Here is a 15,426-nt window from a genome sequence, read left to right as displayed (position 1 = left end):
CACGACCCGAGGACTTCCCGTGACCGAACCCCTGCCCTCCCCTGCCGCGACCGGCGCGACGACCTCCGCCGATGAGCCCTACGAGAAGCGGTGGCTGGCGCTCGGCGTCATCGCCATGACCGTCCTGCTGGTCATCCTCGACGCCACGATCGTCAACATCGCGCTGCCCGCGGTCACCGCCGACCTGGGCATCAGCGCGGCCAGCCAGCAGTGGATCGTGACCGCCTACACCCTGACCTTCGGCGGCTTCCTCCTGCTCGGCGGCCGCATCGCCGACTTCTGGGGCCGCAAGCGCACCTACCTGGTGGGCGCGGCGGGCTTCGCCGTCGCCTCGGCGCTCGGCGGCGTCGCGCAGAACGAGACGATGCTCTTCGGCGCCCGCGCCCTGCAGGGCGTCTTCGGCGCACTGCTGGCCCCGGCGTCCCTCGCGCTGCTCACCGTCCTGTTCACCGACCCGAAGGAGCGCGCCAAGGCCTTCGGCGTCTACGGCGCGATCGCCGGCGGCGGCTCGGCCATCGGCCTGCTGCTCGGCGGTGTCCTCACCGAGTACGCCGACTGGCGCTGGTGCTTCTGGGTGAACCTGCCGGTGGCGATCCTCGCCATCGTGCTGGCCATCCCGATCGTCCCGGAGAGCAAGGCTCCCGGCGACACCAGCTACGACATCCCCGGCGCCGTCCTGGTCACCCTCGGCCTGGCGTCGATCGTCTACGGCTTCACCCGCGTGGCCGAGGCCTCGCAGGCCTTCGCGGCCCAGGCTGCCGCCGCCAACGCCGAGGCTGCGGCGCAGGGCATCCCGACGCTGGTGACGCCGGAGAGCGGCTGGACCGACGGTCTCGCGTGGCTGTTCATCGCCGGCGGCCTGGTGCTGATCGCCCTGTTCGTCCTGCTGGAGCTGCGGACGCGCAACCCGCTGCTGCCGATGCGCATCGTGCTCGACCGCAACCGGGGCGGCGCCTACCTGACCTCGACGCTCGTGGGAGCCGGGCTGCTGGGGGCGTTCTTCTTCCTGAGCCTCTACTTCCAGCAGGTGCTCGGGTACGAGCCGGTCATGGCGGGCCTGGCGTCGCTGCCGACCACCCTCGGCGTCTTCATCTCGGCGGGGCTGGCCAGCGTGCTGGTCCCCCGGGTGGGGCCGAAGCCGCTCATGGTCCTCGGTGGCGTGCTCGCCGCAGGCGGTCTCGCCACCCTGTCCTTCGTCGGTCTGGACACCGGGTTCTGGCAGCTGCCGTTCCCCGGCCAGCTGCTGCTCGGGCTCGGCCTGGGCTTCACGTTCGTGCCGCTGTCGAACCTGGCGCTGGTGGGCGCCGGCGTCCACGACGCCGGGGCGGCCAGCGCGATGCTGAACGCCACGCAGCAGGTGGGCGCCTCCATCGGCACCGCCGTGCTCGCCTCGCTGTCCGTGGCCGCCATCAGCACCTACACCGCCGACGTGCTCGCCTCGGGTGCGGACCCGCGAGACCCGTCGGTGGGCCTCTCGGCGCAGGTGGAGGGCTACACCACGGCCTTCGCGTGGGCCGCCGGGCTGCTGCTGCTGGGCGCCGTCGTCTCGGCGTTGCTCATCAAGGCGACCAAGGAGGACCTGCCGGCCGAGGGCGATGCCGTCGTCCACGTCGGCTGAGAAGGAACTCGTCCCGGCCCCTCGCAGCGGCCCGCGCCCCTCCGGGCGCGGGCCGCTGCGCGCCGGGGACCGGTCAGGCCCGGTGCTCGGCGAGCGCCTTGAGCCGGGCGTTGTACGCCGCGAGCTCCGCGTCGCCGTCACGGTCGGCCGCGCGGTCGAGCGTGCGGGCCCGGCGGTCGTCCGAGCGGGCCCAGGAGAAGAAGACGACGGCGAGCACCAGGACGGTGGGCAGCTCCCCGAAGGCCCAGACGATGCCGCCGGCCACCGCCTGGTCGGTGAGCGGGTCCACGCCCCACCCCGCCGGCGGGTCGGCGAACGTGTCGACGACGAGCGAGCCGGCCATCATGATCGCCACGCCGAAGAAGGCGTGGAACGGCACGGGCAGGAACAGCTCGAGCATCCGCCCCGGGTGGCTGAGCGTCCGCGGCCACGGGTCCTGCGCGACGATCGGGCCGAAGAAGAGCAGCCCCGTGACGACGAAGTGGGCGAGCATGAACTGGTGGCCCACCGGGCTCGACATCAGCCAGTCGAACAGCGGGGTGAAGTAGACGCCGTAGAGGCTGGCGATGAACAGCGGCACGCTGAACAGCGGGTGGGCCACGACGCGGGCGAACCGGCTGTGCAGCGCCTCCAGGAGCAGTGCCCGCGGGGCGCCGGCCGGCCCGCGGCCGCGCGGGAGGGTGCGCAGCGCCAGCGTCACGGGGGCGGCGAGCAGCAGGAGCAGCGGCGTGATGAGCGACAGCACCATGTGCTGGGTCATGTGGACGCTGAAGATCACCATGCTGTAGCCGTTGAGCCAGGTGCCGGTGACGGCGAACAGCGACGCGGTGCCGGCGATCCAGGCGAGGGTCCGCCACCACGGCCAGCTGACCCCGGACCGGCGCAGGCGGACGACAGCGGCCAGGTAGACGACCAGCCCGATGACGCTGAGCACCGGGAGCACCGACCAGGCGTCCAGGTGCGGGAGGAACATCCGCCCCCAGGTCGGCGGGTCCTCCGGGACCCACATGCCCGAGTGGTGCCCGTGCTCCACCGCGATCTCCTCCTGCCGGCCGGTCGTGCGACCCCACTGTCCCACCGCGCGCCGCGCTCCCCCGAGGGGAGCACGGAGATCCTCCCCACGCGACGACGCCCCCCGCCGGGAGTTCCGGCAGGGGGCGTCGTCGGGAGTGACGCGGGTCAGATCTGGACGCCGCGCTCCCGGAGCCAGGGCAGCGGGTCGATCGGCTCGCCGCCGATGCCGCCGACGTGCACCTCGAAGTGCAGGTGCGGGCCGGTGGACTGACCGCGGTTGCCGAGCAGCGCGATGGTGTCGCCGGCGCGGACCACCTGGCCGGGGGTCACCAGGATCTCGTCCATGTGGCCGTAGACGGTGACGTCACCGTTGCCGTGCTGGATGTACACCACCAGCCCGTAGCCGCCGGCCGGGCCGGCCTCGAGCACGACGCCGTCCATCACGGCGTACTCGGGCGTGCGCATGGGTGCGGCCAGGTCGATGCCCGCGTGCAGCGTGCCCCAGCGCGCGCCGAACCCGCTGGTCAACCGGCCACCCTCGACCGGGAGCACCGCCGCGGGGCGGGCGGCCTCGGCGGCGGCGCGGTCGGCCTCCTCCTGGGCGATCCGGTCGGCCTCCGCCTGGGCGTTCGCGGCGGCGGTGCGCTCGGTCTCGCGGGCGCTGCGGCTGGCGACCACCTCGCGCAGCCGGGAGGTGTCGTCCTCGTCGACGCGCGGCGCCGCGGCGGAACCGTCGATGCCCAGCTGCTCGGCCACGCTCACCGACTGGCTGACCGTCTCCGTCGCGACCTCCGTCGGGCCGGCGACCGAGGCGCCACTGAGGCCGAGGGCGCCGACGAGGACCGCGGCGAGGTAGAGCGCCGGGCGGCGCCGCACCGCGGGCGGGCGGCGGTCCAGCCAGCGACGCCCGCCGGTGGCGACGGCCGCGAGGACCTCGGCCGCGTCGGCACCCGGGGTGCCGACGACCCGGACGACCGGCTCCGCGGGCACCGGTGCCAGGGCGGACCGCTCCGGCTGCGCCGGGGCGTCCTTCACGACGACGACGGCGTCGGGTGCGACCACCGGGGCGTCGGTGAGCGCGGCGACGTCGGTGACCGGCGCCAGTGCCGCGAGGTCGACGGCGGACCGCTTGTAGGGGGTCGGGCGGCGCCGCACCGGCGTCTCGGCGGCCGCCGTCGCGGCGATCGCCTGCACGCCCTGGGCCTCCGCCGTGGTGGACCCGTCCGCGACCGGCGTCGAGGCCCGGTCGACCGTTCCCGCCTGCGGCCCGGACGCACCCGGGGCCGGGGTCTCCGGGCCGCGCGCCTTCGCGGTCTTGCGGGCGGCGGCAGCAGCGCGCGCCGCCGTGGTCGCCTTCCGGGTCGCCGCTGCGGCGGTGGCCGCGGTCGCGCCGGCGACCTTGACGGTGGCGGCTCTGGCCCGCCGGCGGGCGGTGGGATCGGTCGTCCGGCCGGCCCCCGCCTTGCGCGCCTTCCCCTGGCGCTGCGGCGGAACCGTGGACGCGGCCTTCTCCTCGATCGTCCCGCTGGTGGAGCGGGCCGGGGCGAGCGTGGCGTCGACCGTTCCGGCCGGCACCGCACCCCCCTCGGGGAGGCGGTCGTGGTGGAGCGAACTCATGCACCTGACTTCCGTCGGCGGACATTGCACAGCGACTCCCGGGGAGAGGAGCGGGGCCCATGTAAACACGGCGTGATGGGTTCGTGATCTGACGACCGGGGTACTGACCTGCAGTTCTGTGAACCGGATCACCGCGATGCGGCGCGCCTTCTCGCCGTTGCGTGAGGGCATCTTTACGGAACGTAAGGGGCGCGCCGTGGATGGTTGAGAGTGGCGCGATCCGGCTCACGTACGGGCAGGAGCCCGTTTTCCGCAGCCCGATCGAGGGAGAAGTCGTATGCGCGCAGTGACCTGGCACGGCCGAGGAGACGTCCGGGTGGAGACCGTCCCCGACCCCACGATCCAGGAGCAGACCGACGTCATCGTCGAGATCACCTCCAGCGGTATCTGCGGGTCCGATCTGCACCTCATCGAGGTCATGGCGCCGTTCATGTCGGTGGGTGACGTGATGGGCCACGAGCCCATGGGGGTCGTCCGCGAGGTCGGACGCGAGGTGACCGCGGTGAAGCCCGGCGACCGCGTCGTGGTGCCGTTCAACATCTCGTGCGGCACCTGCTGGATGTGCTCCGAAGGCCTCCACTCCCAGTGCGAGACCACGCAGAACCGCGAGCAGGGCATGGGTGCCTCCCTGTTCGGCTACACCAAGCTCTACGGGCAGGTCCCCGGCGGGCAGGCCGAGTACCTGCGGGTGCCCTTCGGCAACACGCTGCCGATCAAGGTGCCCGATGCCCCGCTGGACGACCGGTTCGTCTACCTCTCCGACGTCCTGCCCACCGCCTGGCAGGCCGTGCAGTACGCCGGCATCCCACAGGGCGGCAGCGTGCTGGTGCTGGGCCTCGGCCCGATCGGCGACATGGCCACGCGCATCGCCAAGCACCTCGGCGCGGGACAGGTCATCGCCTCCGACGTCGTGCCCGAGCGCCTGGCCCGGGCCCGGCGCAACGGCATCACCGTCATCGACTCCACGGAGCAGGCCGAGGTCGTCGCCCGCGTCCGCGACCTGACCGACGGCCGCGGACCGGACTCGGTGATCGACGCCGTCGGCATGGAGGCGCACGGCTCGCCGCTGGCGACGATGGCGCAGAAGGCCAGCGCCCTGGTCCCCGACGCGATCATGGAGAAGGTCATGACCGTGGCCGGCATCGACCGGCTGGCGGCCCTGAACACCGCGATCGAGGCGGTCCGCCGTGGCGGCACCATCTCGCTGTCGGGTGTCTACGGCGGCGCCACCGACCCGCTCCCGCTCATGCGCATGTTCGACAAGCAGATCCAGCTGCGCATGGGGCAGGCCAACGTGTGGCGCTGGGTGCCCGACATCCTGCCGCTGCTCCTGGAGGGCGACCCGCTGGGCGTGGACGAGTTCGCCACCCACCGGGTGCCGCTCGAGCAGGCGCCGGAGGCCTACGCGAACTTCCGGCAGAAGAAGGACGGCGCCGTGAAGGTGCTGCTCCAGCCCTGACCGCAGTCGGGCGGGCGCACTCGCGCCCGCCCGCTGTGAGCAGTCCCACCGCCCCGGTCCGGCATCAACCTCAGCGATCCCGCGCTGCACCACGCAAGCACCCCGCTGATCGGCAGACCGGGATCACCCGGCCCGCCGGCTCCCCACCGTGTCCCCCGGAGTTCTTCGCGTGCCTCGTGGACTGCTCGCCCTCGCCATCGGCGCCTTCGGCATCGGCACCACCGAGTTCGTCGTGATGGGCATGCTGCCCGAGATCGCCGCCGGCCTCGACGTCTCGGTGTCCGCGGTCGGCCTGCTCATCTCGGCCTACGCGGTCGGCGTCGTCGTCGGCGCACCGACGCTCACCGCGCTCGGGCTGCGGTTCACCCCGCGGCAGACCCTCGTCGCGCTGATGGTCGTGTTCGTGGTCGGCAACACCCTGTCCGCGGTGGCACCGAGCTACGGACTGCTCGTCGCCGCCCGGGTGTTCACCGCGCTGGCGCACGGCTCCTTCTTCGGGGTCGGGGCGGTCGCCGCCCGCCGGCTGGTCCCGCCCGACCGCGCCACCCGGGCCATCTCGCTGATGATCACCGGCCTCACGCTGGCCAACGTGGTCGGCGTCCCCCTGGGCACGTTCGTCGCCCAGCACGCCGGCTGGCGGATCGTCCTGGCGGCGATCGCGCTGATCGGCGTCGCGACGATCGCCGGCCTGCTGGCGTGGATGCCCGCCGACGCCGGCGAGCCCACCGATCTGCGCGCGGAGCTGCACGCGTTCCGGCGTCGACAGGTCTGGCTCGTCCTCGCGCTCACCATGATCGGCTTCTCGGCGCTGTTCGCCGTCTACAGCTACGTCAGCCCGATCCTCACCGAGCTCGGCGGCATCCCGACGCAGTGGGTGACGCCGGTTCTCGCGCTCTTCGGCGTCGGGACGACGGTCGGCACGCTCGCCGGCGGACGGCTGGGCGACCGCTACGGCTTCTCCTTCGTCGCGGTCGGGCTGGTGGCGATGGCCGGCATCCTGGTCGCGTTCTCCTTCCTCGCCCGGTCCACCGTGGCCGCCGTCGCGCTGCTGGTGCTGTTCGGAACCCTGTCCTTCGCACTGGGGCCGGTCGTCCAGAACGCCGTCATCGACGCCGCGCAGGTGCCCGGTGGCAGCCTGGTGTCGGCGGCCAACCAGGGCGCGTTCAACATCGCCAACGCGATCGGCGCCGCCCTCGGCGCGCTCGTCATCGCGCAGGGGCTCGGGCTCACCGCGCCGATGTGGGTGGGGGCAGGGCTGGCCCTGGTCGGCGCGGGGATCGCGCTGGCCATCCGCGCCGACGCCCGGCGCCACCCGGCCACGGTGCTCCCCGCGACGCCCGTCGGCGCGGAGGCCGCCGAACCGGCCGTCGCGACGTGAGCGGCGCGCATACCCCCGCCGCGACGGGTAGGGAGCCCGCATGACCATCGGCACCGCAGAGCAGTCCGGCACCTACCGCCTCGGCGACCGGGAGGTGCGCCGCCTCGGCTACGGCGCCATGCAGCTGACCGGCCCCCACGTCATGGGCCCACCGGCCGACCGGGACGCCGCCATCGCCGTCCTGCGGCGCGCCGTCGAGCTCGGCGTCGACCACATCGACACGAGCGACTACTACGGCCCCACCGTCGTCAACGAGCTCATCCGCGAGGCGCTGCACCCCTACCCCGACGAGCTGGTCATCGTCACCAAGGTCGGCGCCCGCCGCGACGCCGACGGCGGCTGGCCGGAGGCCCTGGACCCCGACGACCTCCGCCGGGCGGTGCAGGAGAACATCGACCACCTCGGCGTCGAGGCGCTCGACGTGGTGAACCTCCGCATGCCCGGCTTCGCCGAGCCGGTGCAGCGCTCCCTCGCCGAGCCCTTCGAGGCGCTGGCGGCCATGCAGCAGGAGGGCCTGATCCGGCACCTCGGCGTGAGCAACGTGACGCCGCAGATGTTCGCCGAGGCCCGGGCCATCGCCCCCGTCGTGTGCGTGCAGAACCACTACAACCTGGTGCACCGCGCCGACGACCCGCTGATCGATGCCCTCGCCCGCGAGGGCATCGCCTACACGCCCTTCTTCCCCCTGGGCGGGTTCAGCCCGCTGCAGTCCGCAGCCCTCGAGACGGTCGCCCGCAGGCTGGAGACGACGCCCATGCAGGTGGCGCTCGCCTGGCTGCTCGCCCGCTCCCCCAACCTGCTGCTCATCCCCGGCACCTCGTCGGTGGCCCACCTCGAGGAGAACCTGCAGGCGGCCGCCCGGGTGCTCGGCCCGGAGGAGCTCGCCGAGCTCGACCGGATCGGCGGCACCGGCGACCCCGACCCGGCCGACTGACCGGTGGCCGGTGGTGCGCCTCAGCCGCGAGCCACCGGCCCCAGCACCCGGTCCAGGTACCCGTTCGACAGCACGCCCGCCGGGTCCACCCGGTCGCGCACCGCGACGAACTCGGCGAACCGGGGGTAGCGCCGGCTCAGCGTCGCCGCGTCCAGGCCGTGCAGCTTGCCCCAGTGCGGCCGGCCGCCCACCTCACCGGCGATCCGCTCGAGCGCGGCGAACCAGCAGCCCGGCTCGCTGCCCGCGGGGACGTGCGCGGCGATGTAGGCCGTGTCGCGGCCGGACGCCGTCGACAGGGGGACGTCGTCGGCCGCGGCCAGCCGCACCTCGACGGGGAAGGCCGCGCGCCAGTCGCCGGCCTCGTGCACCCGCCGCAGCTCGGCCAGCACCGCCGGTGCGTCGGCCCGGGGGACGGCGTACTCCATCTCCAGGAAACGCACCCGCCGGCGGCTGACGAAGACGCGGTGGGAGTGGTCGGTCCACGCGCGCGGGCCCAGGGCCCGCGCCGACACCCGCGCCAGCGAGGGCACCAGCGACGGCACCCGGCGACCCGCCGCCACCACCCCGGCGAACGCCGCGTTGGCGATCACCTCGTCGTCCCAGACCGCCCGCCAGCGCGGGAGCGGCGCCAGGCCGTCGGCCAGCGGGACGCGGGTGTGGCGCTTCACCAGTGTCGCGTCGGTGTGCGGGAACCAGTAGAACTCGACGTGGTCGGTGGCGGTCATCAGCTCGTCGAAGCCCTCCAGGGCAGCGGTGAGGGTGCCCGGTCCCTCCACCGCCCGGAGCGCGAACGCCGGCTCCGCCTGCAGCGTCACCGCCGTCACCACCCCCAGCGCGCCCAGGCCCACGCGGGCAGCGGAGAACACCTCCGGGTTCTGCTGCGCGTCGCAGACGAGCACCTCGCCGGAGGGCAGCACGAGCTCGAGCGCGCGGACCTGCGTGGCGAGCCCGCCGAACCGGGCCCCGGTGCCGTGCGTCCCGGTGGCCAGGGCGCCCGCGACCGTCTGCCGGTCGATGTCGCCGAGGTTGGTGAGCGCCCACCCCCGGCGCAGCAGCTCGACGCCCAGCCGGTGCAGCGTCGTCCCGGCGCCCACGGTGACCAGGCCGTCCGCGGTGACGGCGCGGACGCCGGTCAGCCGGTCGCACACGAGCTGGACGTCCTCGGGCAGCCCGATGCCGGAGAAGGAGTGGCCGCTGCCGATCGGACGGACACGTCGGCCGGCGGCGGCCGCCGTCGTCAGCAGCTGCGCGACCTCGTCCGCGGAGCCCGGGTGCACCGCGGTCACCTGGGCACGCTGGTTGCCCGCCCAGTTGCGCCAGCGGGTGCGGTCATGCGGCCGGTCCAGCGGCTCGCTCACCTGGTCTCCCTCCGTCGAGCGGGGACTCTGGCGGGTGCGGCACCGGCCGGTCAACCGCTCCGGGGCTCTTGCCCCGGCCGACCGCGCGGGGCACGCTGCGGCGTCATGACCGCGGACCCACCCGCCGCACGGCACGCGGCCCTCGACCGCGCCACCGCGGGGCTCGACCCGCCGTTCGCCGTGCTGGACCTCGCCGCGCTGGACGCGAACGCGGCGGACCTGGTCGCCCGCGCCGCCGGCAAGCCGATCCGCGTGGCCAGCAAGTCCGTGCGCTGCCGCGGCGTGCTGCGCCGGGTGCTGGCCCGGCCGGGATTCTCCGGCGTTCTCGCCTACACGCTGCGCGAGGCGCTCTGGCTGGCCGGTGGCGAGGAGCCGGTCAGCACCGACGTCGTCGTCGGCTACCCGTCGGTCGACGCCGTCGCGCTCCGGCAGCTCGCCGGGGACGAGCAGGCGGCCGGCCGGGTGACGCTGATGGTCGACTCCGTCGAGCACCTGGAGCTCATCGACGCGGTGGCCCCGCCAGGAGGGCCGGTGCTGCGGGTCTGCCTCGACGTCGACGCCTCGCTGCGCGCCGCCGGTGGCCGGGTGCACGTGGGCGTCCGGCGGTCACCGGTGCACACCCCCCAGGACGCCGTCGCCCTGGCGCGGGCGGTGCTCGCCCGGCGCGGCGTCGAGCTGGTGGGCCTCATGGCGTACGAGGCGCAGATCGCCGGCCTGCAGGACGCGCCCGCCGGCCGGCCCCTGCGTGGGCTCGCGGTACGCGGGCTGCAGGCGCTCTCCGCCCGGGAGCTCGCCGCCCGGCGCGCCGCGGTCGTGGCCGCCGTCTCCCCGGTCGCGCCCCTGCGGTTCGTCAACGGCGGCGGCACCGGGAGCCTGGAGCGGACCGCCGCCGAACCGGCCGTGACCGAGGTGGCTGCGGGCTCGGGCCTCTACTCCCCCACCCTGTTCGACGGCTACCGCGCATTCACGGGGCACCCGGCCGCCTTCTTCGCCGTCCCCGTGACGCGCGTCCCGGCGCCCGGTGTGGTGACCGTGGCCGGTGGCGGCTGGATCGCCTCGGGGCCGCCGGGGGCCGACCGGCTGCCGGTGCCGACCTTCCCGGCCGGGCTGCGCCGGTTGCCCGGCGAGGGGGCCGGCGAGGTGCAGACGCCGCTGCGCGGACCGGGCACCGCGGGTCTGCGCATCGGTGACCGGGTGTGGTTCCGCCACGCCAAGGCCGGAGAGGTCTGCGAGCACGTCGGCGCCCTGCACGCGGTCGCGGGCGACACCGTCGTCGACGCGCTGCCCACCTACCGCGGCGAGGGCAAGGCCTTCGGCTGATCAGCGGGCGCGGGCGACCCTCGTCTCGTCGAAGACCGGCTCGGCGGACTCGTAGACCCGGCCGTCGGCACCGAAGACCAGGAAGCGGTCGAAGGAGCGGGCGAACCAGCGGTCGTGGGTGACGGCGAGCACCGTCCCGTCGAAGGCCGCGAGCGCCTCCTCCAACGCCTCCGCGGAGAGCACGTCGAGGTTGTCCGTCGGCTCGTCGAGCAGCAGCAGGGTCGCACCGGACAGCTCCAGCACGAGGACCTGGAAGCGCGCCTGCTGACCGCCCGACATGGTGCGGAAGGGCCGGTCGGCGGCGTCGGTGAGCCCGTAGCGCCGCAGCACGGCCATCGCCCGACCGCGGTCGACGCCCGGCCGGCCCGGCTCGCCGTGCCAGAGCAGGTCGACCGGGGTGCGGTCCTGCCACTCCGGGTGCGCGTGGGTCTGGGCGAAGAAGCCGGGGACGACGCGCGCCCCGAGCCGCCACTCCCCGGTGTGCGCGACCTCCTGGCCGGCGAGCAGCCGCAGGAAGTGCGACTTGCCCGCACCGTTGGCACCGAGGACGCCGACCCGGTCGCCGTACCAGACCTCGAGGTCGAACGGCTGCATCAGGCCGGTCAGCTCCAGCTGCTCGGCGACGATCGCCCGCACCCCGGTCCGGCCACCGCGCAGGCGCATGGCCACCTTCTGCTCCGGCGGGCGGTCCGGCGGCGGCCCGGCCGCCTCGAACTTCGCCAGCCGGGTCTGCATCGCGTGGTACCGGTTGGCCATGTCGGGTGAGTTGGCGGCCTGCTGCTGGAGCGTGCGCACCAGGTCGATCAGCCGCTGGTGCTCCTCGTCCCACCGCCGCCGCACCTCGGCCAGCCGCTCGTGGCGGGCGGTGCGCGCCTCCGGGTAGGAGGCGAAGCCACCACCGTGCACCCAGGCCGTCCCGCCCTCGACGGTCACCACCCGGTCGGCGACGCGGGCCAGCAGCTCCCGGTCGTGGCTGACGAAGAGCACGGTCTTGCGGGTCTCGAGCAGGCGTTGCTCCAGCCACCGCTTGCCCGGGACGTCGAGGTAGTTGTCCGGCTCGTCGAGCAGCAGCACCTGGTCGGGCCCGCGCAGCAGCGCCTCCAGCGCCAGCCGCTTCTGCTCCCCGCCCGACAGCGAGGTCAGTTCGCGGTACTTGCAGCGTTCGTAGGGCACACCCAGCGCCGCGACGGTCACCGTGTCCCAGGTGACCTCGGCGTCGTAGCCGCCGGCATCGCCCCACTGCGCCAGCGCGTCGGCGTAGGCCATCTGCGACCGCTCGTCGTCGGTCTCCATGAGCGTCAGCTCGGCGGCCTCCACCGCGTCCCAGGCCGCCCGCACCGCGGGGGGCGACAGATCCACGAGGAACCGCTGGACGGTCGTGCCGTCCCGCACTGCCCCGATGAACTGGCGCATCACCCCGAGTCCGCCGGTGCGGGCGACCGAGCCCGCCTCCGGCGTCAGGTCCCCGGCGATGATCCGCAGCAGCGTCGTCTTCCCCGCACCGTTCTCCCCCACGAGCGCCGCGCGCGCACCCTCGCCGACGCGGAAGGAGACGTCGTCCAGCAGCACCCGCCCGTCGGAGAGGGTGTGCCGGATCCCGGTCACGTCGACGTAGCCCACGCCGTCATCCTGCCCCGCCGGGCAACCGGGTTCCCGGGGGTCAGCCGATGTGCCGGTCCAGGCGGTAGCGCGCCAGCCGCTCGACCAGCTCGGGCAGCGCGCCCACCGGTGACCCGCCGAGCTCGCGGCGGCAGTCCCGGACGATCCGCACGACCACCCGTCGCCCGACCCGGCCGGAGAACTCCCCGCTGAGCCGGCTGACCGCCGCGCTGACGGCCTCGTCGCCCGGGAGGGCGCCGGCGTCCCGGGGGAACGCTTCACCGCTGGTGGGCAGCCCTCCCGCACCGGCGGGTTCGTCGGCGGCGGGGCCGGAGGAGCTCGGCGGGACGACCTGGGTCATCGGCGGTCCTTCGTTCCGGGGCGGTGCCGGGCCGGAGCGGACGCGGCGGTTCCATACGGTTCCGTTCCGCGGTGGCCGGCACCAGGGTCCAAGGACCCGTGGTCAGCCCACCACGATCGAGAGCACCGTCGCACCGGCGGCGAGCAGCATCGCCAGGACCACCAGCGCGGCGACCAGTCGCCGGCGCCGCTCCGCGTCACGCCCGCCGGCGCCACCCATCCCCATCACACCGGCCGACGCTACCGGCCGTCGGGAGACCGAACCGGTCGCCGTCCCCACAGCAGGGTGTCGAGAGCGGTGCCGTGCGGGGTGGCCCGGCGGACCTGCTCCAGCCGGTCGACGTCGAGGAGGCGCGCGACCGGCGCGAGGCGGTCGATGCTGTGCAGGATCGCCGGCTCCTGCGGCCCGCCGACACCCGCGGTGAGGTTCTCCACGTCGTGCCCGAGGAGCAGTAGCCGGCCACCGGGCCGCAGCCAGCCGACGGCCCGGGTGAGCAGCGCGGTCATCTCCTCCTCGGGCAGGTGGAGGTAGGCGACCAGCACCAGGTCCAGCGATCCCGGCGGCGCCGACCAGGTCAGCACGTCGGCGGTGACCCAGCGGACCCGCTCGGCGCCGGGGCTTCCCCGGCCGCGGGCGAGGCCGACGGCGGAGAAGTCGACCGCGGTCACCGCCCACCCCCGGGCGGCCAGCCAGAGGGCGTGCCGCGCCTCCCCGGCGGCGAGGTCGACCGCGGGACCGGGTGGTAGGTCACCGAGCAGCTCCGCCACGAGCGAGTTCGGCTCGGCCGGCCACTGGGCGTGCTCGGCGTAGCGCCGGTCCCAGTCCTCCGCCCGCACGCCGGCAGTCTCGCAGCCGGAGTCGCTGCCCGCGCCCGGACGGGGTAGTGGTGGTGCGTGGCCGCCGTCGTCTCCCTGGTCGTCATCGTCACGCTGGGCCTGCTCGTCACCCGGGTCGCCACGGTCGCGCTGACCATGACCGGCATGTCGTTGCAGCACGCCCGCTTCCAGGCCCGCTCCGCCTTCACCGGGACGGGCTTCACGACGTCGGAGGCCGAGGCCGTGGTCTCCCACCCGGTGCGCCGGCGGATCGTGATGGTGCTGATGCTGGTCAGCGGCGCCGGCGCCGTGTCGGTGCTGGGCACGCTGATCCTCACGTACGCGGGCGTGGACTCCACCGTGGGCGGGGTGCGCCGGACGGTCGCCATCGTCGGCTCGATGACCGCGCTGCTGTGGCTCTCGCGCAACGAGCGCGTCGACCGCGTGCTGCGGCGGGTGATCGAGCGGGTGCTGCGGCGGGTCGCCGACCTCGACCTCCGCGACTACGCCGCGCTGCTGCACCTGCGGGGCCAGTGGCGGGTCGTCTCGCTGCCGGTCAAGGACGACGACTGGATCTCCTCCCGGCCGCTGGGCCGGCTCCGCCTGCCCGAGGAAGGGGTCGCCGTGCTCGGCGTCGAGCGGGACGACGGCACGTGGATGGGCGCGCCCAGGGAGGACCTCCGGCTGCGCACGGGCGACGTCGTGGTGCTCTACGGGCGGCAGGCGATCCTCGACGACATCACCGACCGGCTGCACGGCGACGAGGGCGACCAGGCCAGCGAGCGGTCCCGCGCCTGGCACGCCGCGACGCCTCCGGTCGAGGTCGTCGAGCGCCGGCGCTGAGCCCGGGAGCCGTCGCACCCCTCTGTGAGGCTGTGCCCATGACGACCCCGCACGACGTGGCCCTGCTGCGGCTGGTCGCGCAGCGGCTCGCCGGGCCGCCGGCGGAGGACGCCGCCGCGGCCGTCCGCCGGCTGGTGGCGGTGCAGGGGCAGGACTTCCCGGGCGCGGTGACGTCGGTGGCCCTGCGCACCCGCAGCCGGAGCCGGGACGACGTGCTGCGGGCGCTCGACAGCGGGGCCGTCGTCCGGTCCTGGCCGATGCGCGGCACGCTGCACCTGGTGCCCGGAGAGGACCTGCCATGGCTGCTCGAGCTGCTGGGCCCCCGGGCGCTGGCCGGGCTGGCCGGCCGGCGGGCGGCCCTGGGCCTGACCGATGCCGATGCCGAGCGCGCCCGGGACCTCGCTCGGGCGGCCCTCTCGGGTGGCCGGCGGCTCTCCCGCCGCGCCCTGCTGGGGGTGCTGGACGAGGGCGGCGTGCCCACCACCGGCCAGCGCGGCTACCACCTGCTGTGGTTCCTCGCCCAGACCGGCACTCTCTGCCTGGGGCCGACCGAGGACGGCGAGCAGGCGTTCGTGCTGCTGGACGAGTGGGTGCGCGCACCGCGTCGGCCCGCCCGCGACGAGGCGCTCGCGGAGCTGGTGCTGCGGTACTTCCTCGGCCACGGCCCGGCCACGGTGCACGACCTGGTCCGCTGGGCGGGGACGACGGTGCGTGACGTCCGCACCGGGCTCGACGCGGTCCGCGACCGGCTGGCGCGCATCGAGGTGGACGGGACCGAGCACTTCCTCGACCCGGACACCCTCGACCGCTGCGCGGCGCACCGGGAGGCCGCCCGGGCACCGCTGCTGCTGCCCGGCTTCGACGAGTTCGTGCTCGGCTACGCCGACCGCGGCGCCGTCCTGGACCCGGCCGACGCCCAGCGCATCGTGCCCGGGCGCAACGGCGTCTTCCGCCCGACCGTGGTCGTCGACGGCCGGATCGCCGGCACCTGGCGGCTCACCGGCCGGGGCACCGCGCGCACCGTCGAGGCCGAGCCGTTCACCGCCTGGGACGCCGACGTCCAGGCAGCCATCACCCGGCTCGCGGACGCCTGGCCCTGACGGGCGCCGC

At 75.0% G+C, this 15,426-nt stretch carries 14 protein-coding genes; 7 read left to right on the top strand and 7 right to left on the bottom strand.

What is annotated here, in order from left to right:
* Positions 1–19 precede the first annotated feature (19 nt).
* Positions 20–1,618 carry an MFS transporter gene (locus tag ACI79K_RS03160; RefSeq protein WP_456596755.1) on the top strand — a complete coding sequence of 533 codons (1,599 nt, stop codon included), beginning with the start codon at positions 20–22 and terminating at the stop codon, positions 1,616–1,618.
* Between the two features lie 73 nt (positions 1,619–1,691).
* On the opposite strand, the gene ACI79K_RS03155 is transcribed toward ACI79K_RS03160, so the two are convergent.
* Both ACI79K_RS03155 and ACI79K_RS03150 read right to left on the bottom strand, forming a co-directional pair.
* On the bottom strand, positions 1,692–2,696 hold the full coding sequence (locus ACI79K_RS03155) for a cytochrome c oxidase assembly protein (RefSeq protein WP_456587464.1): 1,005 nt from the start codon (positions 2,694–2,696) through the stop codon (positions 1,692–1,694).
* A gap of 101 nt (positions 2,697–2,797) precedes the next feature.
* A complete protein-coding gene (locus tag ACI79K_RS03150; protein ID WP_456598951.1) occupies positions 2,798–4,249 on the bottom strand; it encodes a M23 family metallopeptidase in 1,452 nt (483 codons plus the stop codon).
* A gap of 277 nt (positions 4,250–4,526) precedes the next feature.
* Between ACI79K_RS03150 and ACI79K_RS03145 the strand changes: the two genes are divergently transcribed.
* From ACI79K_RS03145 to ACI79K_RS03135, 3 genes are all read left to right on the top strand, one after another.
* Positions 4,527–5,708: a zinc-dependent alcohol dehydrogenase gene (locus ACI79K_RS03145; RefSeq protein ID WP_456596758.1), complete on the top strand. Its 1,182-nt coding sequence runs from the start codon at positions 4,527–4,529 to the stop codon at positions 5,706–5,708.
* Positions 5,709–5,877: 169 nt separating this feature from the next.
* Positions 5,878–7,086 (top strand): MFS transporter, encoded by a 1,209-nt coding sequence (locus ACI79K_RS03140; RefSeq protein ID WP_456598950.1) that lies wholly within the window; start codon positions 5,878–5,880, stop codon positions 7,084–7,086.
* Positions 7,087–7,126: 40 nt separating this feature from the next.
* Positions 7,127–8,020 carry an oxidoreductase gene (locus ACI79K_RS03135; RefSeq protein WP_456587460.1) on the top strand — a complete coding sequence of 298 codons (894 nt, stop codon included), beginning with the start codon at positions 7,127–7,129 and terminating at the stop codon, positions 8,018–8,020.
* A gap of 20 nt (positions 8,021–8,040) precedes the next feature.
* Here the strand turns inward: ACI79K_RS03135 and ACI79K_RS03130 are convergent, their stop codons facing one another.
* Complete coding sequence (locus tag ACI79K_RS03130; RefSeq protein ID WP_456598949.1) at positions 8,041–9,378, bottom strand: D-arabinono-1,4-lactone oxidase; 1,338 nt, start codon at positions 9,376–9,378, stop codon at positions 8,041–8,043.
* Positions 9,379–9,483: 105 nt separating this feature from the next.
* Here ACI79K_RS03130 and ACI79K_RS03125 point away from each other — a divergent pair, with 105 nt between their 5' ends.
* On the top strand, positions 9,484–10,698 hold the full coding sequence (locus tag ACI79K_RS03125; protein ID WP_456598948.1) for an alanine racemase: 1,215 nt from the start codon (positions 9,484–9,486) through the stop codon (positions 10,696–10,698).
* On the opposite strand, the gene ACI79K_RS03120 is transcribed toward ACI79K_RS03125, so the two are convergent.
* From ACI79K_RS03120 to ACI79K_RS03105, 4 genes are all read right to left on the bottom strand, one after another.
* On the bottom strand, positions 10,699–12,318 hold the full coding sequence (locus ACI79K_RS03120) for an ABC-F family ATP-binding cassette domain-containing protein (protein WP_456598947.1): 1,620 nt from the start codon (positions 12,316–12,318) through the stop codon (positions 10,699–10,701). It lies immediately after the preceding gene.
* 40 nt (positions 12,319–12,358) lie between these two features.
* The gene (locus ACI79K_RS03115; protein ID WP_456598946.1) at positions 12,359–12,658 is read right to left on the bottom strand and encodes a three-helix bundle dimerization domain-containing protein; all 300 of its coding nucleotides are present in this window, start codon (positions 12,656–12,658) and stop codon (positions 12,359–12,361) included.
* A gap of 102 nt (positions 12,659–12,760) precedes the next feature.
* Positions 12,761–12,886, bottom strand: coding sequence for a hypothetical protein (locus ACI79K_RS03110; RefSeq protein WP_456587455.1), 126 nt, complete (start codon positions 12,884–12,886; stop codon positions 12,761–12,763).
* Between the two features lie 11 nt (positions 12,887–12,897).
* A complete protein-coding gene (locus tag ACI79K_RS03105; protein ID WP_456598945.1) occupies positions 12,898–13,494 on the bottom strand; it encodes a class I SAM-dependent methyltransferase in 597 nt (198 codons plus the stop codon).
* A gap of 57 nt (positions 13,495–13,551) precedes the next feature.
* On the opposite strand from ACI79K_RS03105, the gene ACI79K_RS03100 reads away from it, so the two are divergent.
* Complete coding sequence (locus tag ACI79K_RS03100; protein WP_456587453.1) at positions 13,552–14,316, top strand: TrkA C-terminal domain-containing protein; 765 nt, start codon at positions 13,552–13,554, stop codon at positions 14,314–14,316.
* Between the two features lie 38 nt (positions 14,317–14,354).
* Positions 14,355–15,416: a winged helix DNA-binding domain-containing protein gene (locus tag ACI79K_RS03095; RefSeq protein ID WP_456598944.1), complete on the top strand. Its 1,062-nt coding sequence runs from the start codon at positions 14,355–14,357 to the stop codon at positions 15,414–15,416.
* The last annotated feature ends 10 nt before the right edge of the window (positions 15,417–15,426 follow it).

Source organism: Blastococcus sp. SYSU DS0616 (assembly GCF_054051015.1).
Note: the sequence above shows the minus strand (reverse complement) of the source record. Positions and strands in the feature narration are given on the sequence as shown.